This is a genomic window from Pseudomonas fluorescens (assembly GCF_902498065.1).
GTDB classification, from domain to species: domain Bacteria; phylum Pseudomonadota; class Gammaproteobacteria; order Pseudomonadales; family Pseudomonadaceae; genus Aquipseudomonas; species Aquipseudomonas fluorescens_BJ.
The window spans coordinates 1,084,365-1,108,170 of record NZ_CABVIR010000001.1 but is presented as its reverse complement, the minus strand read 5'-3'; the positions used below and the strand labels follow the sequence as shown (position 1 = coordinate 1,108,170).

Annotated in this window: 18 protein-coding genes; 13 read left to right on the top strand and 5 right to left on the bottom strand. The window is 61.0% G+C overall.

The window, feature by feature from the left end:
• Positions 1–47: 47 nt before the first annotated feature.
• A complete protein-coding gene (locus F8N43_RS05415; protein WP_150653338.1) occupies positions 48–1,064 on the bottom strand; it encodes an AraC family transcriptional regulator in 1,017 nt (338 codons plus the stop codon).
• Positions 1,065–1,349: 285 nt separating this feature from the next.
• Here F8N43_RS05415 and efeU point away from each other — a divergent pair, with 285 nt between their 5' ends.
• The 5 genes from efeU to F8N43_RS05390 all read left to right on the top strand — a co-directional run bounded on the left by efeU (position 1,350) and on the right by F8N43_RS05390 (position 6,925).
• Positions 1,350–2,189 carry an iron uptake transporter permease EfeU gene (gene efeU, locus F8N43_RS05410; protein ID WP_150653337.1) on the top strand — a complete coding sequence of 280 codons (840 nt, stop codon included), beginning with the start codon at positions 1,350–1,352 and terminating at the stop codon, positions 2,187–2,189.
• Positions 2,190–2,197: 8 nt separating this feature from the next.
• Positions 2,198–3,397: an iron uptake system protein EfeO gene (efeO, locus tag F8N43_RS05405; RefSeq protein WP_150653336.1), complete on the top strand. Its 1,200-nt coding sequence runs from the start codon at positions 2,198–2,200 to the stop codon at positions 3,395–3,397.
• Between the two features lie 19 nt (positions 3,398–3,416).
• Positions 3,417–4,715 (top strand): iron uptake transporter deferrochelatase/peroxidase subunit, encoded by a 1,299-nt coding sequence (gene efeB, locus F8N43_RS05400; RefSeq protein ID WP_150653335.1) that lies wholly within the window; start codon positions 3,417–3,419, stop codon positions 4,713–4,715.
• 26 nt (positions 4,716–4,741) lie between these two features.
• A complete protein-coding gene (gene efeO, locus F8N43_RS05395) occupies positions 4,742–5,566 on the top strand; it encodes an iron uptake system protein EfeO (protein ID WP_150653334.1) in 825 nt (274 codons plus the stop codon).
• Between the two features lie 186 nt (positions 5,567–5,752).
• The gene (locus tag F8N43_RS05390) at positions 5,753–6,925 is read left to right on the top strand and encodes an MFS transporter (protein WP_150653333.1); all 1,173 of its coding nucleotides are present in this window, start codon (positions 5,753–5,755) and stop codon (positions 6,923–6,925) included.
• Here the strand turns inward: F8N43_RS05390 and pssA are convergent.
• Positions 6,920–8,263 carry a CDP-diacylglycerol--serine O-phosphatidyltransferase gene (gene pssA / locus F8N43_RS05385; protein WP_150634321.1) on the bottom strand — a complete coding sequence of 448 codons (1,344 nt, stop codon included), beginning with the start codon at positions 8,261–8,263 and terminating at the stop codon, positions 6,920–6,922. The two genes, F8N43_RS05390 and pssA, sit on opposite strands and share 6 nt — an antisense overlap.
• A 217-nt stretch (positions 8,264–8,480) precedes the next feature.
• Between pssA and F8N43_RS05380 the strand changes: the two genes are divergently transcribed.
• Positions 8,481–9,044 carry a TetR/AcrR family transcriptional regulator gene (locus F8N43_RS05380; protein WP_150634320.1) on the top strand — a complete coding sequence of 188 codons (564 nt, stop codon included), beginning with the start codon at positions 8,481–8,483 and terminating at the stop codon, positions 9,042–9,044.
• Positions 9,045–9,100: 56 nt separating this feature from the next.
• Positions 9,101–9,577 (top strand): DUF1348 family protein, encoded by a 477-nt coding sequence (locus tag F8N43_RS05375; protein ID WP_010460010.1) that lies wholly within the window; start codon positions 9,101–9,103, stop codon positions 9,575–9,577.
• A gap of 140 nt (positions 9,578–9,717) precedes the next feature.
• Here the strand turns inward: F8N43_RS05375 and sfnG are convergent, their stop codons facing one another.
• Positions 9,718–10,809, bottom strand: coding sequence for a dimethylsulfone monooxygenase SfnG (gene sfnG, locus F8N43_RS05370; RefSeq protein WP_150653332.1), 1,092 nt, complete (start codon positions 10,807–10,809; stop codon positions 9,718–9,720).
• A gap of 344 nt (positions 10,810–11,153) precedes the next feature.
• On the opposite strand from sfnG, the gene F8N43_RS05365 reads away from it, so the two are divergent.
• Both F8N43_RS05365 and F8N43_RS05360 read left to right on the top strand, forming a co-directional pair.
• On the top strand, positions 11,154–12,392 hold the full coding sequence (locus F8N43_RS05365) for an acyl-CoA dehydrogenase family protein (protein WP_150653331.1): 1,239 nt from the start codon (positions 11,154–11,156) through the stop codon (positions 12,390–12,392).
• 205 nt (positions 12,393–12,597) lie between these two features.
• On the top strand, positions 12,598–13,377 hold the full coding sequence (locus tag F8N43_RS05360) for a TSUP family transporter (RefSeq protein WP_150633673.1): 780 nt from the start codon (positions 12,598–12,600) through the stop codon (positions 13,375–13,377).
• Here F8N43_RS05360 and nudC read toward each other — a convergent pair.
• Positions 13,345–14,175, bottom strand: a complete 831-nt coding sequence (gene nudC, locus F8N43_RS05355; protein ID WP_150639155.1) for an NAD(+) diphosphatase — start codon at positions 14,173–14,175, stop codon at positions 13,345–13,347. The two genes, F8N43_RS05360 and nudC, sit on opposite strands and share 33 nt — an antisense overlap.
• 7 nt (positions 14,176–14,182) lie before the next feature.
• Positions 14,183–14,995, bottom strand: a complete 813-nt coding sequence (locus tag F8N43_RS05350; RefSeq protein WP_150633671.1) for a crotonase/enoyl-CoA hydratase family protein — start codon at positions 14,993–14,995, stop codon at positions 14,183–14,185.
• A gap of 555 nt (positions 14,996–15,550) precedes the next feature.
• On the opposite strand from F8N43_RS05350, the gene glgA reads away from it, so the two are divergent.
• Genes glgA through F8N43_RS05330 form a run of 4 tightly spaced genes read left to right on the top strand, consistent with a single transcriptional unit; the run spans position 15,551 to position 23,806 of the window.
• Positions 15,551–17,137 carry a glycogen synthase GlgA gene (glgA, locus tag F8N43_RS05345; RefSeq protein ID WP_150633670.1) on the top strand — a complete coding sequence of 529 codons (1,587 nt, stop codon included), beginning with the start codon at positions 15,551–15,553 and terminating at the stop codon, positions 17,135–17,137.
• 14 nt (positions 17,138–17,151) lie between these two features.
• Positions 17,152–18,948 (top strand): malto-oligosyltrehalose trehalohydrolase, encoded by a 1,797-nt coding sequence (treZ, locus tag F8N43_RS05340; RefSeq protein WP_150633669.1) that lies wholly within the window; start codon positions 17,152–17,154, stop codon positions 18,946–18,948.
• Complete coding sequence (malQ, locus tag F8N43_RS05335) at positions 18,945–21,023, top strand: 4-alpha-glucanotransferase (RefSeq protein WP_150639157.1); 2,079 nt, start codon at positions 18,945–18,947, stop codon at positions 21,021–21,023. Before treZ ends, malQ begins: the two co-directional genes overlap by 4 nt.
• A complete protein-coding gene (locus tag F8N43_RS05330; RefSeq protein WP_150653330.1) occupies positions 21,020–23,806 on the top strand; it encodes a malto-oligosyltrehalose synthase in 2,787 nt (928 codons plus the stop codon). Before malQ ends, F8N43_RS05330 begins: the two co-directional genes overlap by 4 nt.

Here is a 23,806-nt window from a genome sequence, read left to right as displayed (position 1 = left end):
GCGGGCTTGCCCGCGATGGCGTCGGCACAATCACCAAAAAATCCGGATCAGTGGGCCTCGTTCAGAATCAAACTCCGGTAATGCCCCGGATTCGACCCCGACCATTTGCGAAACGCCTTGTAGAACGAGCTCGCATCGGCAAACCCCAACCGCGTGGCGATTTCGGCGAAGCTGATACTCGGCTCCGCCAGCCAGACGATGGCCAACTCCTTGCGCACGCTGTCCTTGAGGCCTTGATAAGTCTGCCCCTCTTCCGCCAGCCGCCGGCGCAAGGTTGATGCCGACATGCACAGTTGCTGTGCCAAGGGCTCGGTTTCCGGCCATTGCTCTGCGGGCAATTGCCGCAAATCCTGCTTGATCCGACTGGCCAGGCTTTCCGGGTCGCGATATTTCACCAGAATGTTTGCCGGCGCGTGGGCCAGGAACCGCTTGAGTTCTTCAGCACTACGCTTGATCGGCAGATCCAGGCACTCAGCCGAAAAAATCATCCGCGTGCGTGGTCGGTCAAAACGCAGGTTCTCGGAAAACATCACCTGGTAGTCGTCACAGAAATCCGGTTCCGGGCAGCGCAACTCGATGGCCAGAATCGGAATCCGCCGCCCCGCGAGCCAACAGGCAACGCCGTGAACGATCATCCAGTAAGTGAAATAAGTGAAGGCACGGCGCGGGTCCTGTTCGTCTTCCAGCAGGACGATTTCCGCGAGACTTTGCTGACGAACCAGTTGCGCAGGCAGGTGTTCGAGCATTAACGACAGAAACCCCAGCCCCGACGTCAGGCCCGCGGCAAGGCTCTGCTGGACCATCGAGCTGCGACACAGAAACTCCAGGCTGCCGGATTTGAGTTTGCGCGGGTCCATGCCAAAAAACTCATCGTCGCGACGCCGGGCCAGTAAACGCCACAGCCTGGCGTAGGCGGTGGCCGGGACGCGGGCATCGGCAGACTCCAGCAGCGCCGGATCGATGCCAACCTTGTGCAACACCTCGTCGGTGGCGGCGCCCGGAGCGCAACTTTGCAACAGCGCTTCACGCACCAGTTGAATGGAGATGGTGTCTTTTTCCGACATTGAGCGAGGTGTGCCGTGTTGTTGTTTGAGTGGTGGGCATATTAGCGCAGCCCGCCAGAGCAAAGGAGATCCTGTGGGAGCGGGCTTGCCCGCGATGGCGGCGTAACATTCGATAGTTATGCCATCTGACCCACCGTCATCGCGGGCAAGCCCGCTCCCACAGGGTTTAGGGTGATGCTGAGGGTTGTTCAGCTTAGGTTCAGGTAAATGTCAATGATTGCTATTTGGGAATGAGTGTCATTATGTTACAAATTAGCACCCTATCTAATCCCGCGACGGTGCTGAATGCTTGTTCCTTTTTTGATCATGCTGCGCGAAGGCATCGAGGCCGCATTGATCGTTGGCATCATCGCCAGCTACCTCAAGCAAACCGGGCGCGGCCAGTGGATGCCTGCCGTGTGGATCGGCGTGTTTCTCGCTGCTGCGCTGGCGTTGCTGGTGGGCGGTGGCCTGGAATTGGTCAGCGCCGAATTCCCGCAAAAACAGCAAGAACTGTTTGAAGGTGTGGTCGGTCTGGTCGCGGTCGGCATCCTCAGTTCCATGGTGTTCTGGATGCGCAAGGTCGCGCGATCGATCAAACATTCGCTGCACGTATCCCTCGATCAGGCGCTGACTGGCTCTAAACATCAGGTCACGGCGCTGATCGCCATGGTGTTTTTCGCCGTCGCCCGGGAAGGCCTGGAAACGGTGTTCTTCCTGCTCGCGGTGTTCCAGCAAAGCGAAGGCCCGGCGGCTCCGATTGGCGCCCTGCTCGGCCTGATCCTCGCGATCATCGTCGGCTTCCTGATCTACACCGGCAGCATGCGCTTGAACCTTGGCGCGTTTTTCCGCTGGACCGGCCTGTTCATCCTGGTGGTGGCCGCCGGCATTCTCGCCAATTCGGTGCAGGCACTGCATGAAGCCGGGCTGTGGAATCACCTGCAGACCGTGTTGTTCGACTTCAGCGCCACGCTGCCGATGGATGGCCCCCTGGGTTCAGTGCTCGCGGGGATGTTCGGCTACCAGGACGCGCCCACTGTCAGCACCCTCGGCGCTTATCTGATTTACCTGGTGGTGGCGCTGGTGATGTTTTTTCTCCCCGCGCCTGCTCCCGCTAAACAAGCTTCTTCCTTTTCCAGTCAATAAGGGCCTTCATGTCAACGCCTACTCCTCCCGTGGCCTCCCCTCCCCGCGCCTTGCGCTGGGCGGTGGCCGGTTCGGTGATCGTGATGATCGCCGCCGGTGGCCTGTTCTACTACGCGTCGAAAATGGCCGCAGCCAAGCGTCAGACCAACCACGACGAAGTGCTGGTAACCATTCACCCGCACAGCTGCGAGCCGAATGCGCTGACGGTTCCGGCCGGTCGCGCCAGTTTCCGCATCGTCAACCGCTCGGACCGCGCCGTTGAATGGGAAATCCTCGACGGCGTGCTGGTGGTCGAAGAGCGGGAAAACATCGCCCCCGGCCTGAGTCAGGTGATCAACGCCAACCTGTTGCCCGGCGACTACGCGATCACCTGCGGCCTGCTGAGCAACCCGCGCGGCACGCTGCATGTGACGTCTACCGCGGCGTCCGATGCCGCGGCCAAGGCCAAGCCGTCGATGGTCGCTTTCATCGGGCCGTTGTCGGAGTTTCGCGTTTACCTGAGCAGCCAGAGCACCGCACTGATCAAAGCCGTCACCGCGCTTGAGCAAGCCATCGAAGCCCGTGACCTGAGCCAGGCACAAGCCTTGTACGTCCCCGCGCGCAGCGCCTATCAACGCATTGCCCCGGCCGCACAGCGTCTCGCAGAACTGGACAACGCCATTAATGCCCAGGCCGATTACTTCGAGAAACGCGAGCAGGACCCAGGCTTCAGCGGTTTCCATCGCCTCGAATATGCGCTGTTCCAGCAACGCAACCTCGACGGCCTGGCACCGCTGGCCCAGCGGCTGCTGACCGACGTCACCACGCTCAAGCAACAACTGCTCGCGCAATCGCTGCCGCCGGAACAACTGGTCGGCATCGTGGTGCGCAACCTCAACAACCTCGGTGATGTGCGCGCCAGCAGTGGTGAAGAAGAACGCTACAGTCATACCGACTTGAACGGTTTCGCCGGCAACCTCTTTGCTGCCCGCAAAGTCGTCGACTTGCTGCGTCCGCTGCTGACCAAATCCGCCGCCGAACGGCTGCCGGCCATTGACAGCGCCATCGCCAGCCTGGATGCCGAACTCAACGGCTTCAAGGTCAAGGACGGCTACGCGAGCTACGACACGGTCAACGCCGAGCAGCGCAAACAGATCTCCGACAAGGCCAAGGCCCTGGCCGACGCACTCGACGGAATCGACCCCGCCCTTGGCCTTTCAGGCCTGTAAACAGAAGACGACCTTTCAGATGAACGACTCAGAGCAATTCAACCTCCAGCGTCGCCGGGTATTGATGGGCATGGGCGCTGCCGGTGTGGCACTGGCCGGTTCGGCATTGAGCTGCCCGGCCATGGCCGCCAGCCCCGCGCAAGTCACCGAAGCGCCAAGCAGCGACAAGACCGAAGACCGCCACGCCTTCCACGGCCAGCACCAGAGCGGCATCGTCACCCCACGCCCGGCGTCGGGCATGCTGGTGTCGTTTGATGTGTTGGCCAGCGATCGCGAAGACCTCGAGCGACTGTTCCGCACCCTCAGTGAGCGCATCGCGTTCCTGATGAAGGGCGGCCCGGTGGCGCAGGTCGATCCGAAACTGCCGCCGTTGGATTCAGGGATTCTCGGCCCGGTGGTCACGCCGGACAACCTGACCATTACCGTATCGGTGGGTGAATCCTTGTTCGACGAACGCTTTGGTCTGGCCCACGCCAAACCGAAACGGCTGAGCCGCATGGTCGGTTTTCCCAACGATGCGTTGGAAGTCGATTGCTGCCACGGCGACCTGAGTGTGCAGTTCTGCGCCAACACCACCGACACCAATATCCACGCCCTGCGCGACATCGTGAAAAACCTGCCGGACTTGCTGTTGGTACGTTGGAAACAGGAAGGCAGCGTGCCGCCCCAAGCCCCGGTGAAACCCGGTATGCCGGCGCAGAGTGCGCGCAACTTTCTGGGCTTTCGCGACGGTTCGGCCAACCCCGACTCCAACGACGCCAAGGCCATGGATCGCATCGTCTGGGTCCAGCCCGGCAGCGACGAGCCGGCGTGGGCCGTCAATGGCAGTTATCAAGCGGTGCGGATCATCCGCAACTTCGTGGAGCGCTGGGACCGCACGCCGCTGCAGGAGCAGGAAAGCATTCTCGGCCGGGTCAAAAGCACCGGCGCCCCCCTGGGCGGCACCCATGAAACCGAAGTGCCGGACTATGCCAAAGACCCGGAAGGCAAGCTGACCAAGCTCGACGCCCACATCCGCCTGGCCAACCCGCGCACCGCCGCGAGCCAGGCCAACCTGATCCTGCGCCGGCCGTTCAACTACTCCAACGGCGTCAACAAAAACGGTCAGCTGGACATGGGATTGCTGTTCATCTGCTACCAGGCCGACCTGGAAAAAGGCTTCATCGCCGTGCAAACCCGCCTCAACGGCGAACCACTCGAGGAATACCTCAAGCCGGTCGGTGGAGGGTACTACTTCACCCTGCCAGGTATTACGGACGACCAGGACTTCATCGGTCGCTCACTGCTCAACGCGGCCCAAACAAAAGCCACCGCCTAACCAACCTCCCACCACGGAACCGTCTCATGAAAAAGTCGCCTCTCGCGTTACTGCTGACCCTCGGTTTGCTCAACTCCCCGCTTTCGGCTTTCGCGGCGACGGCGCCGTTGGAATTGGTGGGGCCGGTTTCGGACTACAAGATCTACGTCACCGAGCAGCTGGACGAGCTGGCCAGCCACACTCAGCAATTCACCGACGCGGTGAAAAAAGGCGACCTCGCCACCGCGCAGAAACTCTACGCGCCGACCCGGGTTTACTACGAATCAATCGAACCGATTGCCGAGTTGTTCAGTGACCTCGACGCGTCCATCGACTCCCGTGTGGACGACCACGAAAAAGGCGTGAAAGCCGAAGACTTCACCGGGTTCCACCGCATCGAGTACTCGTTGTTTTCCGAGAAGAGCACCGAGGGCCTGGGCGAGCTGGCCGATGGTTTGAACAAAGACGTCCAGGACCTGCAATCGCGCGTGGCCGGGCTGACCTTCCCGCCTGAAAAAGTGGTCGGTGGCGCGGCTTCGCTGCTCGAAGAAGTCGCCGCGACCAAGATCTCCGGTGAAGAGGATCGTTACAGCCACACCGACCTGTATGACTTCCAGGGCAACATCGACGGCGCGAAGAAAATCGTCGACCTGTTCCGTCCGCAGATCGAGAAACAAGACCCGGCGTTCATTGCCAAGGTCGACAAGAACTTTGCGACGGTGAACAAGACGCTGGCGAAATACAAAACCAGGGACGGTGGTTTCGAGACTTATGACAAGGTGAAAGAGAACGACCGTAAGGCGCTGGTCGGCCCGGTGAATACGTTGGCTGAGGATTTGTCGATGTTGCGTGGCAAGCTTGGGTTGAACTGAGTTTTGTAGCGTCTGAGCGGGCCTCATCGCGAGCAAGCCGGTAGGGGATCTGTGCCGACCACAAGTCCAATGTGGGAGCGAGCCCGCTCGCGATGGCTTTCTCACCGGCGACGCATTTTGCTGATGGATTGCACAGGCCGCGCTAACATCCCCCGCCAATAACAAAAGTTCACGGAAGACTCACCCATGTCCGCTTCAACCTTCGACCTGCGCCCGCTAATGGCCGCCAACATGGCCTGCACCATGGCGATGATGGCGTTCGTCTCTTTGATCGGGCCGATCGCCCGGGTATTGGGCCTGGCCACCTGGCAGGCCGGTGCGGCGGTGACGGTGTCGGGGGTGATCTGGATGGTGCTGGCGCGTCCCTGGGGTCAGGCCAGCGACCGTTTCGGGCGACGGCGCATTCTGTTGCTCGGCACCGCAGGCTTCACGCTCGCCTATTGGGCCTTGTGCCTGTTCATCGACACGTCTTTACGCTTCCTGCCTTCAGCAGCGCTGGCGTTTATCGGGCTCATGCTCGGACGCGGGCTGATCGGCGTGTTCTATGCGGCGATCCCGGTGGGCTGCAATGCGTTGATTGCCGACAACGTCGAACCGCAACACCGCGCCAAAGCCATGGCCGCGTTGGGTGCGGCCAACGCCTGCGGGCTAGTGATCGGTCCGGCGATCGCCGCCCTGTTGTCGCGCTACAGTCTGAGCCTGCCGTTCTACGCCATGGCGGTTTTACCGTTGTTGGCATTCCTCGTGCTGCGTTACAAACTCAAGGGTCAGGAACTGCATCTGCGCCAGGCACCGCGCAAGGTTCATTTGAATGATCCACGGCTGCGCCGGCCCATGGCAGTCGCATTCGTAGCGATGCTCTGTGTGTCCATCGCGCAAATCACCGTTGGCTTTTTCGCCCTCGACCGACTCGGCATGAGCCCGGCCGACGCCGCGCAAACCGCCGGGATCGCCCTGACCATGGTCGGGTTCGCGTTGATCTGTTCGCAGTTGATGGTGCGTCGACTGGAATGGCCGCCGCTGCGGTTGATTCGGGTCGGCGCAATAGTGGCTGCACTGGGCTTTTCCGGCACTATCATTGCCGGCACCGCGTGGGGCTTGTGGTTGTGCTTCTTTGTCTCGGCGGGTGGCATGGGCCTGATTTTCCCGTCCTTCGCCGCGCTTGCCGCCAATGCGGTCGAGGCCTCGGAGCAAGGCGCGACCGCCGGGTCCATCGGCGCCGCCCAAGGGTTTGGCGTAGTGATCGGGCCGTTGACTGCCACGCTGATCTACGGCATCGAGCCGCGCTTGCCGTATCTGGTGGCCGCCGCGTTGCTGCTGCTGGTGGCCCTCTGGCCAGGGCCCCGGCACGCTTTATAGAATGCGATAGAGCAAGCGTTCAATGCGCACGCGACTGACACGCTTGAGGAACTTGGCCACGCCCGCCGGATAATCCGGCAGGGTTTCCAGGTCCTGATACCGCTCGATGCGCGTGGTGTGCTGGAAGATCTCGGCCAGCTCACTGCGACGCGGCGCCAGCAACTCGCCTTTGGGGTCATCTATCAGCAGCGCGTTTTCCAGATCGAGACGGAAAGCGCGCGGATTGAGGTTGTTGCCGGTCAGCAAGGTGTAGCGCTGATCGATCCACATGCCTTTGAGGTGATAGGTGTTGTCGCCGTCCTTCCACAGGTGCAGGTTCAGCTGACCGCTGTCGACGCTGCGATGATGACGCTTGGCGAAACGGCGCAGGCTGATCTCATAGAGGTATGGCAATGCGGCGATCACTTTGAACGGCTCGCTCGGCGGGATGTAGAAATCGTTGGCGGTTTTGTCGCCGACCACAATGTCGATCTTCACACCCCGGGCCAACGCCCGGTTGATCTCCCGGGTCACCGCCAATGGCAGGTTGAAATACGGCGTGCAGATCGTCAGTTGATGCTGAGCACTGGCGATCAACTCGCAAATCACCCGGCTCAACGGGTTGTTCTTGCCAACCCCGAGCAATGGGCTGACCGACAAACCGTCTTTCGCCGTGCTGCCCGTCGTAGTGTCGTATGTCGCGTGTTTCAGGCGGCTGCGCAGGTCGCCGATGTCATTGCGCAGGCTGCGGGTGGTCGGCAGGTTCGGCAAATCGAGGCGATGCACCGCTTTCGAGGCGACCAGGCCGTGCTGAACCAGGTGCTGCATCGAATCGGCCAGGGCGCCGTTCTGCAGCAGGTGATAACGGTCGTAGCGGTATTTGTCGAACTTGTGCAGATAAACGTTGTTCAGACTCGCGCCGCTGTAGATCACGCAGTCGTCGATCACGAAGCCTTTCAAATGCAGCACGCCGAACAGCTCGCGGGTCTGCACCGGCACGCCGTACACCGGGACTACGCTTGCGTGGGTTCGGGTGGTTTCCTGATACCACGCCGAATTGCCCGGCTGCTTGCCGGCACCGATCAGGCCACGCTGGGCGCGCAGCCAGTCGACGACGACCACGACATCCAGTTCCGGACGCGCCAGTTTGGCGGCGTGCAAGGCATCGAGAATTTCCTGGCCGGCTTCATCCTGTTGCAGGTACAGCGCGACGATATAGATGCGCCGGGTCGCTGTGGCGATTTTTTCCAGCAGGCAACGACGGAACTCGGCAGCGCCAGAGAGGATGGTGACGGCATCGGCGGTCAGCGGAAAACTGCGCAGTTTGGGCAGCAGAGAGCGTTTGAAAAGCGACGGCATAGGGCTCGCAAATGGGTCGAATCTGGAGAGTTTGAGAGCTTACACCATGGAGGGGTTTGGGTCTTGCTGGAGTCTGTGCCGCCCCTCATCGCTAGCAGGCTAGCTCCCACAGGGGAATGCATTTCAAATATGGGAGCTAGCCTGCTAGCGATGGCCATCCAATCAACAATAAAATATTCGCTTGACCATGGAGAACGATCGTTCTACTGTTCGTCGCATGAACGAAATCACAAGCAACGACACACGCGACATCATTCTGGATGTCACCGAAAAGTTGATCTATAAAAGTGGCATCGCTGCCACGGGCATGGATCTTCTGGTGAAAACCGCCGGCGTCTCCAGAAAAAGCATTTACCGCTACTTCGCCAACAAGGAGGAGTTGACCGTCGCCGCCCTGCAACGCCGCGACGTGCGCTGGATGCTCTGGTACAGAAATGCGGTCGACCAGGCCGAAACTCCAGCCGACCGGTTGCTCAACCTGTTTACCGTGCTCAAGGCCTGGTTTGCCTCCGAAGGCTTCCGTGGCTGCGCTTTCATCAACACCAGCGGCGAAACCGGAAACCCGCAAGATCCAGTCCGGCGGGTCGCCAAAGAACACAAACAGAAGCTGCTCGACTACGTGCGCGAGCTCTGCACCGAACATGGCGCCACCGACCCGGAGATGCTGGCCAAACAGCTGCTGATCCTGATCGACGGCGCCATTACCGTGGCGCTTGTCATGGGTGATCACAGTGCCGCCGATAATGCGCAATGCATGGCGCGAAAGTTATTGGACCTGTAACACTTTAACCAAGCCCGACAACTTGCTTGAACTTGTATTTGAGAGGGAGACTTTAAATGTCTAACGCTGAAGTTCGTCCGCCATTGCCGCCATTTACCCGTGAATCGGCCATTGAAAAAGTTCGCCTGGCCGAAGATGGCTGGAACTCCCGCGACCCGGAGCGCGTGTCGCTGGCCTACACACTGGACACGAAATGGCGCAACCGCGCCGAATTCGCCTACAACCGTGAAGAAGCCAAAGGCTTCCTGACGCGCAAGTGGGCCAAGGAACTGGACTATCGGCTGATCAAGGAACTCTGGGCGTTCACCGGCAACCGCATCGCTGTGCGTTATGCCTATGAGTGGCACGACGACTCGGGCAACTGGTTCCGTTCCTACGGCAACGAAAACTGGGAGTTCGACGAGAACGGCCTGATGGCCAATCGGTTCGCCTGCATCAACGACATGCCGATCAAGGAAAGCGACCGCAAGTTCCACTGGCCGCTTGGTCGTCGCCCGGATGATCACCCAAGTTTGTCCGACCTCGGTCTATAATTCAGATTCACAATTCACAATTCACATCAAACCCTGTGGGAGCGGGCTTGCCCGCGATAGCGGAAATGTCAGTCAACGAATGTGTTGAATGTGACGCCGCCATCGCGGGCAAGCCCGCTCCCACACTGGTTTTGTGGTGGTCAGGCGACTGCGGCTTGTTGTACAGCAGCCTCGGCTTCCAGCTCCCGCACCAACGGCAACACCCGCTTGCCGAAATACTCCACCTCTTCCTGAAAGTGCAGGAACCCCGCCAGCACCAGATCAACCCCCACCGCTTTCAACGCCACAATCCGCTCGGCAATTTGTTGCGGCGTGCCGATCAGATTGGTCTTGAAGCCATCGTTGTACTGCACCAGATCCTCGAACGTCGATTTGGCCCAATTGCCCTCGCCTTCCGGTGACGCCCTGCCCGCCTGTTTCGCCGCATCGCCAAAGGCATTCACCGCCTCGGGGTCGGCCTGATCGATGATCTGCGCGAGTACCGCGCGCGCCTCTTCTTCGGTGTCGCGAGCGATCACAAACGCATTCACCCCGACTTTCACCGAGTGATTATTCGCGGCAGCCTTGGTGCGGATGTCATCCACCTGGGCCTTGATACCTTCCGGTGTGTTGCCGTTAGTGAAGTACCAGTCCGATACACGTGCCGCCATGTCCCGCGCCGCACGGGAGCTGCCGCCCTGGAAGATTTCCGGCTGGCCGAGCGGTTTCGGTTTGAGGCTGTAGTTGTCGAATCGGTAGAAGTCACCACGGAAGGTGAAATTGTCCTGGCTCCAGATGCCTTTGAGCGAGCGGATGAATTCTTCGGAGCGGCGATAACGCTCGTCGTGCTCCAGCCAGTGTTCGCCGATGGCCTGGAACTCGCCTTTGAACCAGCCGCTGACGATGTTCACGGCCACCCGGCCATTGGTCAGTTGATCGATCGTCGCCAGTTGCTTGGCGGCCAGCGCCGGCTGCCAGGGACCGGGCAGGATCGCGGCGATCACTTTCAACGTTGTCGTGGCAGCCAGAAGTGCGTGACTGAAGGCGACCGACTCATGCTGGTACTCGGCGCCGTAACCGGCGGTGAAGCGAATCTGCGTCAAGGCATATTCAAACCCCGCTTCCTCGGCCAGTTGTGCCAGTTTGCGGTTGTAGTCGATGCCCCAGTGGGTGCGTTGCTCGATCTTGCTGACCACCAGCCCGCCGCTGACGTTCGGCACCCAGTAGGCAAATTTGACGGCTTGCTGACTCATTGGCATATCCTCGGGACGTTAGGAAGTCCTTGGGTGAGAGCAGCAACCGTGCCAGCCGGGCGAAACGACTATCTTGAGCCCGGCGAGAACCCCTGTGGGAGCGGGCTCGCCCGCGATAGCGGAATGTCAGTCAATGGATGTGTTGAAAGTGACGCCGCCATCGCAGGCAAGCCCGTTCCCACAGGGTGCTGGGCGTGGCAGGGCAATTTGCTGTTGCGCTGTTGGTACGGCAACAGTTCAAGCGGCATCTGAATCCAAGCCCCTAGCAAAACCTGGCTGTTTCTACCCGGCACGGACCCTGCAATCCCCCTCGGCACTAACTGCCGATCCAAGGAGCTGCCCCCATGACCGAACACCAGGTAATCAATCCACTGTCCATTGGCACTGACTATGAAGCGCTGGCCGCGAGATTCCGCCCGATTTTCCAGCGCATCGCCGCCGGAGCGGTCGAGCGCGAACAGTCCCGCAGCCTGCCCCACGAGCCCATTCAGTGGCTGAAGGAAGCCGGCTTCGGCGCCGTGCGTGTGCCGGTTGAATACGGTGGCGGCGGCGCGTCCCTGCCGCAACTGTTTGAGTTGCTGATCGAACTGGCCGAAGCCGACTCCAACGTTCCGCAAGCCCTGCGCGGGCATTTCGCGTTTGCCGAGGACCGCTTGAACGCCACTGCGGGGCCGGCCCGGGACCTGTGGTTCAAACGTTTCGTCGACGGTGACATCGTCGGTTGCGCGTGGACGGAAATCGGCAGTGTGGCCATTGGCGATGTGATCACCAACGTCTCGCCCCATGGCGAAAAGTGGCGCCTCAACGGTGAAAAGTTCTACAGCACCGGCAGCCTGTTTTCCGACTGGATCGACGTCTACGCCCAGCGCAGCGACAACGGTGGCGACGTGATTGCCGCTGTACGCACACGCCAACCGGGGATCGTGCAAAGCGATGACTGGGACGGATTCGGTCAGCGCACCACGGGCAGCGGCACGTCGCGGTTTATCGACGCCGAGGTGGACGCAGAAAACATCATCGACTTCGCCACCCGCTTCAAGTATCAGACGGCGTTCTATCAGCTTGTGCTGTTGGCCACGCTGGCCGGGATCGGTCGTGCTGCGTTGCATGATGTGGCGCATCAGGTGCGTGAGCGCAAACGTATTTACAGCCATGGCAATGCCCAACGCGTCAGCGAGGATTCGCAAGTTCAGCAAGTGGTCGGTGAGGTGGCGGCGTGGGTGTATGCCGCTGAAGCCAGTGCCTTGAAGGCGGCGCAACCGGCACAGCGGGCGTATCTGGCACGGTTTTCTGGCGACGAGGGGCTGGAGCGGGCGGCAAATGTTGCGGCGGAGCTCGAATCGGCGAAAGCGCAGGTGGTGGTGTCGGAACTGATTCAGCGGGCGACCACCGAGCTGTTCAATGCGCTGGGGGCTTCGGATGTGCGTCAGGGGAAATCGCTGGACCGGCATTGGCGCAATGCGCGGACCGTGTCGTCGCATAATCCGGTGATCTACAAGGCGCGGATTGTCGGGGATTGGGAGATTAACGGGACTGAGCCGCCGTTTGTGTGGCAGATCGGGAATGGGCCTGCCTCGAAGTGATGTAGTGCCTGAAAGTCAGTCTTCGCGGGCAAACCCGCTCCCACAGGGCCCCGGGTGAACACACATATGTGAACACCCTCAATCCTTGTGGGAGCGGGCTTGCCCGCGATGAGGCCAGACCAGTCGCAGCAGAAGTTGGATCTAGGTAAGATATCGGCCCTTCCCCGCAGCCACTGGCTGCACCCCGCCGAATAAGCCCATTTCCATGCCTTTCGAACTCAGCGTTGACCTCACCACCCTGGCCATCCTCGCCGTGGTTGCCTTCATTGCCGGTTTCATCGACGCCATTGCCGGCGGCGGCGGTCTGTTGACCACCCCGGCGCTGTTGACCGCTGGCCTGCCGCCGCACCTGGTGCTAGGCACCAACAAACTCAGTTCGACCTTCGGCTCGGCCACCGCCAGTTTCACCTTCTATCGACGCAAACTTTTCCATCCCCGGCAGTGGGTGCACGCCATTGTCGGCACCCTGGTCGGCGCGTTGACCGGTGCCGTGGTCGCGCATTACCTGCCCGCCGAGTGGCTGAACAAGATGCTGCCGGTGATCGTGTTCGCCTGCGGCCTCTACCTGTTGTTCGGTGGCACGCCGAAAGCACCGCTGGACAACGACGCGCCGATCAAGAAAAAGTGGCAATCGACCCAAGGCTTCAGCCTCGGTTTCTACGACGGCGTGGCCGGCCCCGGCACCGGTGCGTTCTGGACCGTGAGCAGCATGCTGATGTATCCCATCGACCTGGTGAAGGCCAGCGGCGTGGCGCGCAGCATGAACTTCGTCAGCAACATTGCGGCGCTGTCGGTGTTCATCTTTTCCGGGCAAGTGGACTGGATCATCGGCCTGAGCATGGGCCTGTCGGTGATGGTCGGTGCATTCTTCGGCGCGCGCTCCGCCATCAGCGGCGGAGCCAAGTTCATTCGTCCGGTGTTCATCACCGTGGTGCTGGGCTTGACCGTGCGGCTAGCCTGGCAACACTGGTTCAGCGTGGCCTAAGCGCCGGGCCACATAGACGTCGATCAGGTAACGGGCTATCGAGCGTGACGCCGGCAACGGCGGCAGCTCGTACACGTTGAACCACTGGGCGTCCTCGATCTCGTCTTCCTGACAGACAATCTCGCCGCCGGCGTACTCGGCGTGGAAGCCGAGCATCATCGAGTGCGGGAACGGCCAGCACTGACTGCCCATGTACTGGATGTTCTTGACTTCGATCTGCACCTCTTCACGCACCTCGCGAATCAGGCAGTCTTCGGCCGACTCGCCCGGCTCGGCGAAGCCCGCCAGCGTGCTGTAGACCCCGGTGACAAAGCGCGGTGAACGCGCCAGCAGGATTTCATCGCCACGGGTGATCAGCACAATCATGCTCGGCGAAATGCGCGGGTAGTAACGCAGACCGCATGGCTCGCAGTACATCGCCCGTTCCCGGATGACTTGCTTCGTGGCCTGTCCGCAATTGCCGCAAAACCGGTGCTCGCGGGCCCAGGTGCCGATCTGCGCGGCGTAACCCAGCACCTTGTAAACGGCGTGATCGCCGTCGAGCATGAACGCCCGCAAACCTTTCCAGTTGCAGCCCGGCACTTCGCTGTGACTGCGCAGCTCCAGCAGATAGACCGGTTCGCCGTCCAGATGACCGATGCCATGTTCGGCAAGAATCGTCAGGTCCTGGCGCTTGAGCCATTCACGCGGGAACAGCGCGCCATTGTCGTCGAACAGGAAGCCTTCAGGGCTGCGCGCGACGGCCCAGCCGCCCGGTTGATCGGTGTCCAGTACTGCAGTGGTCCAGCGTGAAGTCATTTTTCAATCAATCCAGAAATTCGGGTTTCTGTTTGCTCATATGGGCGGCCATGGCCACGCGCAAGTCAGTGGATTGCAGCATGGCGGCGTTCCACGTGGCGACGTATTCGAGGCCGTCATCGATGCGATGGTCGCGCATGTAGCTGATCATCTCCTTGGTGCCGGTTATGGCAATCGGCGACTTGCCGGCAATGTCTCGGGCAAGGCCCATGACGCCGTCCAACAGGCTGGCGGCGTCGCTGTAGACGCGATTGACCAGACCGATGCTGCGCGCTTCCTCGGCACCAAACGAGCGACCAGTGTAAGCCAGTTCACGCAGCATGCCGTCACCGATGATCCGCGGCAAGCGTTGCAAGGTGCCTACATCGGCCGCCATGCCGATGTCGATTTCCTTGATCGAGAATTGCGCGTCTTCGGCGGCGTAACGCATGTCGCAGGCGGCAATCAGGTCGATCGCACCGCCCAGGCAATAACCCTGAATAGCTGCCAGTACAGGCTTGCGGCAGTTGTCGACAGCATTGAAGGACGCTTGCAGTGCGAGGATCTTGCGGCGCAGCAGACGCGCATTGCGGCCAACGTCCTTGCCCAACTCATTGGCCACTCCGGCCAGCATCATCAGGTCGATACCGGAAGAAAAATGTTTGCCGGCACCACTGAGCACAACCACCCGAACTTCGTCGGTGTCATCGATCCACTGGAAGATCTCGATGATCTCGCTCCAGAACGCGGCGTTCATCGAATTGATCTTTTCCGGACGATTGATCTGCACATGGGCAATTTTATCGGCCAGTTCGACGGTGAACGCAGTGTACTGAGACATGGCAGTGATCCTTTACCGGGCAAAAAAAGAGGCCCGAACTATACCAAGGCAACCCTCGCCGCAGTAAGGCAGCGGTTCGGCCAAAAGCGGGACCTGGGAGCGCACCACAACAGTGCGCCGGTGTAATCGCCCTCGCACATCCATGTGACTGCCAGGTTACTTTTTGGGGCCTGATCGCAAAAAAACATGCCCTTCGTCGGAGCGTTCGACTCTCTATCCGGCACGTCCGTACCGCTTTGAACCGATTGTCGAACAATTTTGCCATCTGGCCTTCACCGCTCTAAGTTCTGGCCTAGACTCATTTTCGCGGGGCAAAACCGGCCGGTCACAAAGTGTCAAAAAAATCGAAACTTTTGCCATTCATGGTCGGTCCTCTGAAAGGTAGGTGCGTTGCTACTGGTGCAATCCTTGCAACGGCCACTCCAGCCATTCTGCTTTAACGCATGGGCAGCGTTTGCTCGCCGATGCGTAGCGCGTTTGCGCCCGGCCACAGGATTTGGCCACGAAACACCGTTTGCCAGACCTAGAATTAGATCAACAACACGGGAGATTCATATGATCAGTGCGGCTTTAGATATTCAGGGAGAACGTGCTCATCAGCAGGTCGGCGAAACGAGCGCCGTGAGCGCCCCAAGTGCCCAATCCATCAGCGTCCCGGGCACGAAGACGCTCACACCGGTGGTCAAGCAGAATCCCAATCGAAAGAAAGTGTTGTTCGTGACCTCGGAAATCGCCGACCTGGTGAAGACCGGCGGTCTGGGCGACGTTTCCGCAGCGCTGCCCCGGGCCATGGCTTTATTGCACGACGTACGTGTGCTGATCCCCGGTTACCCGCAGGTGCTGCACAGTGAAAACCCGATTCACATTATTGGCGAACTCGGCGGCCATGCCGCACTGCCTCCCTGCAAGATCGGGCGCATGGACATGCCTGACGGTCTGGTCATTTACGTGTTGATCTGCCCTGAACTCTACGAGCGCGAAGGTTCTCCCTACGGCGCCAATAACGGCCGCGACTGGCCGGACAACCATATCCGTTTCGCCCGCCTGGGCCTGGCGGCTGCCGATATCGCCGCCAACCTCGCACAAATCCACTGGTGCCCGGACCTGGTGCACGCCCATGACTGGCCTGCAGGCCTGGCCCCCGCCTACATGCACTGGCGCGGTCAGCGCACGCCGACGCTGTTCACCATTCATAACCTCGCTTACCAAGGCGTGACCAGCCTGGGCTCGTGCCCGGAGCTGGGCATTCCCAATCATGCGCTGCAACAGGAAGGCATGGAGTTTTACGGCAAGATGTCGTTCCTCAAGGCCGGCATGGCTTACTCAAGCCACATCACCACCGTCAGCGCCACCTACGCCCAGGAAATCACCACGCCGGCCTTCGGCTGCGGCCTCGACGGTTTTCTGGCCGCCAAGACCCAGCAAGGCCTGCTCAGCGGTATTCCCAATGGCATCGATGAGAGCTGGGACGCGGCCACCGATCCGCACCTGTTCTGCCCCTTCAGCATCGGTGACTGGGACGGCAAAGCGGTCAACGCGGCGCACGTGCGCGAACTGTTCGGGCTGGACGATTCCGAAGGGCCGCTGTTCGCCGTGGTCTCGCGCCTGGTCTATCAGAAAGGTCTGGACCTGACGGAGGCGGTGTCCGAATACATCGTCGAATCCGGTGGCCAGATCGCAATCATCGGCCGTGGCGAGCCCGAAGAAGAACAAGCGATGCGTGAACTGGCCCTGCGGTTTCCGGGGCAGATCGGTGTGCGCATCGGCTTCAACGAAACCGACGCCCGCCGCATGTTCGCCGGCAGCGATTTCCTGCTGATGCCCTCGCGTTATGAACCTTGCGGTTTGAGCCAGATGTACGCCCAGCGCTTTGGTTCGTTGCCAGTGGCGCGCAACACCGGCGGCCTGGCCGACACCATCGAAAATGGCGTAACCGGTTTCCTGTTCGACGAATCCACGGTCGAGAGCTATCAGGAAGCCCTGAGCCGCGCCTTCAAGGTATTCGCCTTCCCCGGCCTGCTCAATGCCATGCGTTGCCGGGCCATGGCCGCACCGTTCAACTGGTGCAAAGCCGTCGAACCCTATGCCGAACTCTACGAACAACTGGTGGCTAAAGCGCTGGGGAAATCGAACAAACAGTAAGAGGTTTTTGAACAATGCCGTTACGGACCCTTGAGACCTGGCCCCACGGCGCAATCATGCTGGACGCAGAGCACACGCGTTTTGCCTTGTGGGCGCCAGATGCGTTTTTTGTCAGTGTCGAACTGGAAGATGGACAATCCTTGCCGCTACTGCCTCAGGCCGATGGCTGGTTCGTGATCGAAACGCGCTGTCCTGCGGGTACGCGTTACCGCTACAACATTGATGGCGAGCTGGAGGTGCCCGACCCGGCCTCCCGCGCTCAGGCCGGTGACATTCATCGGCACAGCGTGGTGGTCGATCCTCTCGCCTACACCTGGCGACACCGCGACTGGCTGGGGCGGCCATGGAACGAGGCGGTGATCTACGAGCTGCACGTGGGTGCGCTGGGCGGTTTCGTTGAGGTCGAGCAGCACTTGGCGCGGCTTGCCGAACTGGGCATTACCGCCATCGAACTGATGCCACTGGCGCAGTTCCCAGGTGATCGCAATTGGGGCTACGACGGGGTTCTGCCCTACGCGCCCCAAGCCTCCTACGGCACGCCCGAACAACTCAAGCACCTGATCGACACCGCTCACGGCCATGGCCTCGCGGTGATGCTCGACGTGGTCTACAACCACTTCGGCCCGGACGGCAATTACCTGCACCGCTACGCCAAGGCGTTCTTCAATGAAGACAAGCACACGCCCTGGGGCGCGGCCATCGACTTCCGGCGGCGCGAGGTGCGCGACTTCTTTATCGACAATGCGTTGATGTGGTTGCTGGAATACCGCTTTGACGGGTTGCGCTTCGACGCGGTGCACGCGATCAAAAGCCCGGACTTTCTACAAGAACTGGCGCAACGCATCCGGCAGCAGACCGACCCGGCGAGGCACGTGTGGTTGACCGTCGAAAACGAACACAACCAGGCCAGCTTGCTGCAGGAAGGTTACGACGCACAGTGGAACGACGACGGCCACAACGCCTTGCACGTGCTGCTGACCGGTGAAACCGACGCCTATTACGCAGACTACGCCGACAATCCCACCGAACAATTGGCCCGCTGCCTGAGCCAGGGTTTCGTGTTCCAGGGTCACACCGATCGGCACGGCGAAGCCCGAGGGGAGCCCAGCGGTCACTTGCCGCCCACGGCGTTCGTGCTGTTCTTGCAGAATCATGACCAGATCGGTAATCGCGCGTTCGGCGAACGACTGCACCAACTCGCCCAGCCCGACGCATTGAAAGCGGCGACAGTGTTGTTGCTGTTGTCGCCGATGATCCCGCTGATGTTCATGGGCGACGAGTTTGCCGCCGAGCAACCGTTCCTGTTTTTCACCAGCCATCACGGCGAACTGGCGGAACTCGTTCGCGAAGGTCGACGTAACGAGTTCTCCGCGTTCGCCGCATTTGCCGATCCGGACAAGCGTGAACAGATTCCCGACCCGAACGCGCAGCAGACCTTCGAAGACTCCCGACCGAACTTGACGGCGAGCGGGCAGTCGGCCATTTACGCGTTGTATCGCCAACTGTTGCAAATCCGCCATGAGCAGATCATCCCGCGCCTGCCCGGTGCGCACCCGTTGGGGGCTGAGGTACTGGCGCCGGGCGCGGTGACCGCGCGCTGGCAATTGGGCGATGGCAGTCTGCTGCGCATTGACCTGAACCTCAGCGACACGCCGGTGGTCCACTCCCCACAGGCCGACACTTCGTTGTTGTTCGAACACCCGCCGAAGTCTGCCGACCTGTTGAATCAGGGCACCCTTGCCCCGTATTGCGCGCTAGTCAGCCTCACGGCCGCAGCCCCTTTGCTACCCCCGGATGGAGAGCGCCAATGAGTGATGCGCAATTGGAAATACTGGCCAGCCGAGCTGGCCTGGCCGTCGACTGGATCGATGCCAACGGCCGCCCACAGAAAGTCGCACCATCGGTGTTACGCAATGTCCTGACCGGGCTCGGCCATCCGGCCGGCAGCGCCCAGGAAATCGATGCCAGCCTGCTCGAACTGCAGCAGGTGCAGCAAACCCGGCATCTGCCGCCACTGCTGACCGCGGACTTTGGCGTGGGCCTCAGCCTGGCGCATTATTTCGAGCCGCAAACACCCTGCGAGATCCACCTTGAAGACGGCTCGCGACTCACGATGAAACTGGATGCCGAGGCCATGTTGCCCGGTCTGATCCCGGTCGGTTATCAGCACGTCAGTATCGACGGCCAATCGTTTACGCTGGCCGTGGCACCGACACGCTGCTACAGCGTCGGCGATGCGGTCGACAGCCCGATCCCTCGCGCCTGGGGGCTGAGCGTGCAGTTGTACTCGCTGCGCCGTCCCGGCGACGGTGGTTTTGGTGACACCCAGGCGCTGGAAGATCTCGCCCGTGTGGCCGGTGAGCGCGGTGCCGAAGCGCTGGCGATCAGCCCGCTGCACGCGATGTTCAGCAGCGACACCCAGCGCTACAGCCCTTATTCGCCGTCCAGCCGTTTGTTCCTCAACAGCCTGTACGCAGCGCCCGGCGCGATCCTTGGCGAACGCGCGATGCGCACGGCGATTGACGCCACCGGGCTCGCTGCCGAGCTCAAGCATCTGGAACAACAGACGCTGGTCGACTGGCCTGTCGCGGCCGAAGCCAAGCACCGCCTGTTGCAGGCGTTGTACGAAGGCTTTGTCCAGGGCGAACACCCGTTGCACGCTGACTTCAGCAGCTTTCGCCACGCGGCGGGCGAAGCATTGGAAAACCACTGTCGCTTTGAAGCCATTCAGGAAGCCCGCGCCGCCAAGGGTGAAAACCTCGACTGGCGCGAATGGCCCGAACAATGGCGCGACCCGCGCAGCGCTGCGCTGGCTGAATTTGCCGAAGAGAACGCCGGACGCATTGGCTTCTTTGCCTTCTGCCAGTGGCTGATTACCCGATGCCTGGAACGCGCACAAACCGCCGCCCGCAGCAGCGGCATGAGCATTGGCCTGATCGCCGATCTGGCGGTCGGTGCCGACGGTGGTGGCAGTCAGGCCTGGAGTCGCCAGGACGAATTGCTCGCCTCGCTGACGGTGGGCGCGCCGCCGGACATTCTCAATCGCACCGGCCAGGGCTGGGGCATTTCCGCGTTCTCGCCCGAGGGCCTGGTGCGCCACGGCTTTCGCGCCTTCATCGAAATGCTCCGGGCCAACTTCGCCCATGCCGGCGGCCTGCGCATCGATCACGTCATGGGCCTGCAGCGTCTGTGGGTGATCCCCAACGGCGCGTCACCCGCCGATGGCGCGTATCTGTACTACCCGGTGGACGATCTGCTGCGACTGCTGACCCTTGAGTCCCATCGGCATCAGGCCATCGTGCTCGGCGAAGACCTCGGCACGGTACCGGACGGGCTACGGGAAAAACTCATCGCCCGTTCGATTCTCGGCATGCGCGTGTTGCTGTTTGAACAGGACAACGCCCACTTCAAGCCGATCCTCGACTGGCCGGACAACGCACTGGCCACCACCAGCACCCACGATTTGCCGACGCTCAATGGCTGGTGGCATGGCCGCGATATCGACTGGAACGCCCGACTGAGCCTGGTCGACGCCACGGGTGAAATCGAGTGGCGACGTCACCGTGAGCACGAGCGCGAAGGCCTGCGCCGGGTGTTAAGCGAGGACCCACAGAACTTCCGCGAAGAGTCCCATGAGACCGATCAGATACTCGACGCAGCCATCCGCTTCCTCGGCCATACCCGCGCGCCGCTGGTGTTGCTGCCGCTGGAGGACGCCCTGGGTGTCGAACAGCAATCCAACCTGCCCGGCACCATCGACACCCATCCGAATTGGTCGCGCCGTTTGCCCGGTGCCAGCGAAACCTTGCTCGATGTCCCGGACGCTGCCCGGCGCCTGGAATTGCTCGCCTGCGCGCGGCTTCAGGCGGCCGAGCGTGACCGATGAATCAACAACGCCTTCAACCGCTGCGGGCAACCCTGCGCCTACAGTTTCATAAAGACTTCACCCTCGACGATGCGGTGCCGTTGGTGCCGTATTTCGCCCGCCTCGGCATCAGCCATGTTTATGCCTCGCCGCTACTGAGCGCACGCGCCGGTTCAATGCACGGCTATGACGTGGTGGACCCGACCACGGTCAATCCGGAACTGGGCGGCGAAGCGGCATTACGCCGTTTGGTCAGCGCGTTGCGCGAGCAGAACATGGGGCTGATCCTCGACATTGTCTCCAACCACATGGCCGTGGGCGGGGGCGATAATCCCTGGTGGCAGGACTTGCTGGAATGGGGGCGCTTGAGCCCGTACGGCGAATTTTTCGACATTCAGTGGCATTCACCCGATCCGTTGATGGAGGGTCAGCTATTGCTGCCGTTCCTGGGCAGTGATTACGGGGTTGCATTGCAAGATGGCACCCTGACCTTGCGCTTTGATGCGCAGCACGGTGCTTTTTACGTCGAGCACTACGACCATCATTTCCCGATTTGCCCGATGAACTACGGCGAATTGCTCAAGGACGATACCGAGCGATTCAAATCACTGGCCGACCGTTTCAGCACCTTGAGTTACCAGACAGACGCCCACCGCCTGGCGAAGCCGTTGAAAGACGAACTGCGCGAACTGGCCAGCAATCCGACCCTGCTTCACCTCATTGAGCAGAATCTGCAAGCCTACGATTCGCTTACGCCCGAAGGTTTCCAGCGCCTGCACCAGTTGCTGGAACGTCAAAGCTATCGTCTCGCCAGTTGGCGCACGGCAGCGGATGACATCAACTGGCGGCGCTTTTTCGATGTCAACGAACTGGGCGGTCTGCGCGTGGAGCGCCCGGCCGTGTTCGAAGCGACTCACGCAAAGATCTTCGAACTGATCGCCGAGGGCCTGATCGATGGCCTGCGTATCGACCACATCGATGGCCTCGCCGATCCGCGCGGTTACTGCCGCAAACTGCGGCGTCGGGTCGATAGCCTGGCGCCGGGGCGACACCTGCCGATCTACGTCGAGAAAATACTGGGTGAAGGCGAAACCCTGCACCGTGACTGGTCGGTGGATGGCACCACCGGTTATGAATTCATGAATCAGTTGTCATTGCTCCAGCATGATCCCGCCGGAGCGCAAACCCTCGGCGAAGTGTGGAACCGTTACAGCGAAAGGCCCGCCGACTTCCGTCAGGAAGCACAACTGGCCCGTCAGCAAATTCTCAACGGTTCGCTTGCCGGCGATTTCGAAAGCGTCGCCCAGGCCCTGCTGCAAGTGGCCCGGGATGATCTGATGACCCGCGACCTGACTCTCGGCGCGATTCGTCGGGCGTTACAGGAATTGATCGTGCACTTCCCGGTGTATCGCACCTACATCAGCCCTCGTGGGCGCTCCGCTGAGGACGATGTGTTTTTTCAGCAAGCCATGGACGGAGCGCGGCAAACCCTGGGCGAAGCGGATTGGCCCGTGCTCGATTGCCTGGCCCTTTGGCTCGGCGGCGAACCCTGGCGCAAACGCCCGGTGGGCCGCGCGCGCAAGATGCTCAAGCATGCTTGCGTGCGCTTTCAGCAACTGACTTCACCGGCGGCGGCGAAGGCGGTCGAGGACACCGCGTTTTATCGCTCGGCGGTATTGCTGTCGCGCAATGACGTGGGGTTTAGCACCGAGCAATTCAGCGCATCGGTGGCCGACTTTCATGCTGCGTGCCTCAATCGGCTCGACGAATTCCCCGACAACCTGCTGGCCACCGCGACACACGACCATAAACGCGGCGAAGACACTCGCGCACGGCTGGCGGTGTTGAGCGAATGCAGCACGTGGTTCGCCGAGCAGGTCGCGCTCTGGCAGACGCTGGCCCGGCCGTTGCGCGACGACGATGTGATGCCCTCGGCGGGCGATGAATTGATTCTGTATCAGGCGATTCTTGGCAGCTGGCCGCTGGAACTGCGCGGCGACGATCAGCCCGCGCTCGAGGACTACGTCAAACGTCTGTGGCAGTGGCAGCAGAAAGCCTTGCGGGAAGCCAAGCTGCAAAGCAGCTGGAGCGCACCGAACGATGCGTATGAACGTGCCACCCAGGTGTTTATCGAACGCCTGCTGCTGAGCCCTGACGGTGAATTGCTGCGCGCGGCGCTGGGCAAAGCGGTGCAGACCATTGCCATTGCCGGGGCACTGAACGGATTGGCGCAAACCTTGCTGCGCATGACTGTGCCGGGCATTCCCGACCTTTATCAAGGCAACGAATACTGGGACTTCTCGCTGGTCGATCCGGACAACCGTCGCCCGGTGGATTACCCGAGTCGCCAACAGGCCCTGCAACGTCCGCCGGAACTGGCAAACCTGCTGGCCAACTGGCGTGACGGACGCATCAAACAAACCCTGATCGCGCGCACGTTAAACCTGCGTGCCGAACAGGCCGAGCTGTTTCAGCGCGGGACGTATCAAGCGCTGGAAGTGGTCGGCAGCGAGGCACACCGGGTGCTGGCATTTGCGCGCTCGTACAACCAAAAGCGGGCCATCGTGATCGTTCCGATACGTTGTGCAGGCCTGCTGAAAAACAGTGCCAATCCCCATGTCGGCGTGCCGCAGTGGGGCGATACGCGAGTCAAATTACCGTTCACCACCCCTGCCGAAAATCTGAAGGGACTTTTTTCCAGCGTCGCAGTCACAGAACACAAGGAGCTGATGATTGGCGCCGCGCTGGGGGATTTCCCGGTCAATCTCTTTATCCAAAACTTTGAGTTCAGTTCAGGAGCATAG

Excerpts from the sequence above, each read along its gene's own strand:
- F8N43_RS05415 (WP_150653338.1), bottom strand. The coding sequence starts at position 1,064 with ATGTCGGAAAAAGACACCATCTCCATTCAACTGGTGCGTGAAGCGCTG.
- F8N43_RS05365 (WP_150653331.1), top strand. The coding sequence starts at position 11,154 with ATGACCGAACACCAGGTAATCAATCCACTGTCCATTGGCACTGACTAT.
- glgA (WP_150633670.1), top strand. The coding sequence starts at position 15,551 with ATGATCAGTGCGGCTTTAGATATTCAGGGAGAACGTGCTCATCAGCAG.
- F8N43_RS05390 (WP_150653333.1), top strand. The coding sequence starts at position 5,753 with ATGTCCGCTTCAACCTTCGACCTGCGCCCGCTAATGGCCGCCAACATG.
- efeO (WP_150653334.1), top strand. The coding sequence starts at position 4,742 with ATGAAAAAGTCGCCTCTCGCGTTACTGCTGACCCTCGGTTTGCTCAAC.
- sfnG (WP_150653332.1), bottom strand. The coding sequence starts at position 10,809 with ATGAGTCAGCAAGCCGTCAAATTTGCCTACTGGGTGCCGAACGTCAGC.
- pssA (WP_150634321.1), bottom strand. The coding sequence starts at position 8,263 with ATGCCGTCGCTTTTCAAACGCTCTCTGCTGCCCAAACTGCGCAGTTTT.
- efeB (WP_150653335.1), top strand. The coding sequence starts at position 3,417 with ATGAACGACTCAGAGCAATTCAACCTCCAGCGTCGCCGGGTATTGATG.
- nudC (WP_150639155.1), bottom strand. The coding sequence starts at position 14,175 with ATGACTTCACGCTGGACCACTGCAGTACTGGACACCGATCAACCGGGC.
- F8N43_RS05380 (WP_150634320.1), top strand. The coding sequence starts at position 8,481 with ATGAACGAAATCACAAGCAACGACACACGCGACATCATTCTGGATGTC.
- F8N43_RS05350 (WP_150633671.1), bottom strand. The coding sequence starts at position 14,995 with ATGTCTCAGTACACTGCGTTCACCGTCGAACTGGCCGATAAAATTGCC.
- efeU (WP_150653337.1), top strand. The coding sequence starts at position 1,350 with ATGCTTGTTCCTTTTTTGATCATGCTGCGCGAAGGCATCGAGGCCGCA.
- malQ (WP_150639157.1), top strand. The coding sequence starts at position 18,945 with ATGAGTGATGCGCAATTGGAAATACTGGCCAGCCGAGCTGGCCTGGCC.
- efeO (WP_150653336.1), top strand. The coding sequence starts at position 2,198 with ATGTCAACGCCTACTCCTCCCGTGGCCTCCCCTCCCCGCGCCTTGCGC.
- F8N43_RS05375 (WP_010460010.1), top strand. The coding sequence starts at position 9,101 with ATGTCTAACGCTGAAGTTCGTCCGCCATTGCCGCCATTTACCCGTGAA.
- F8N43_RS05360 (WP_150633673.1), top strand. The coding sequence starts at position 12,598 with ATGCCTTTCGAACTCAGCGTTGACCTCACCACCCTGGCCATCCTCGCC.
- F8N43_RS05330 (WP_150653330.1), top strand. The coding sequence starts at position 21,020 with ATGAATCAACAACGCCTTCAACCGCTGCGGGCAACCCTGCGCCTACAG.
- treZ (WP_150633669.1), top strand. The coding sequence starts at position 17,152 with ATGCCGTTACGGACCCTTGAGACCTGGCCCCACGGCGCAATCATGCTG.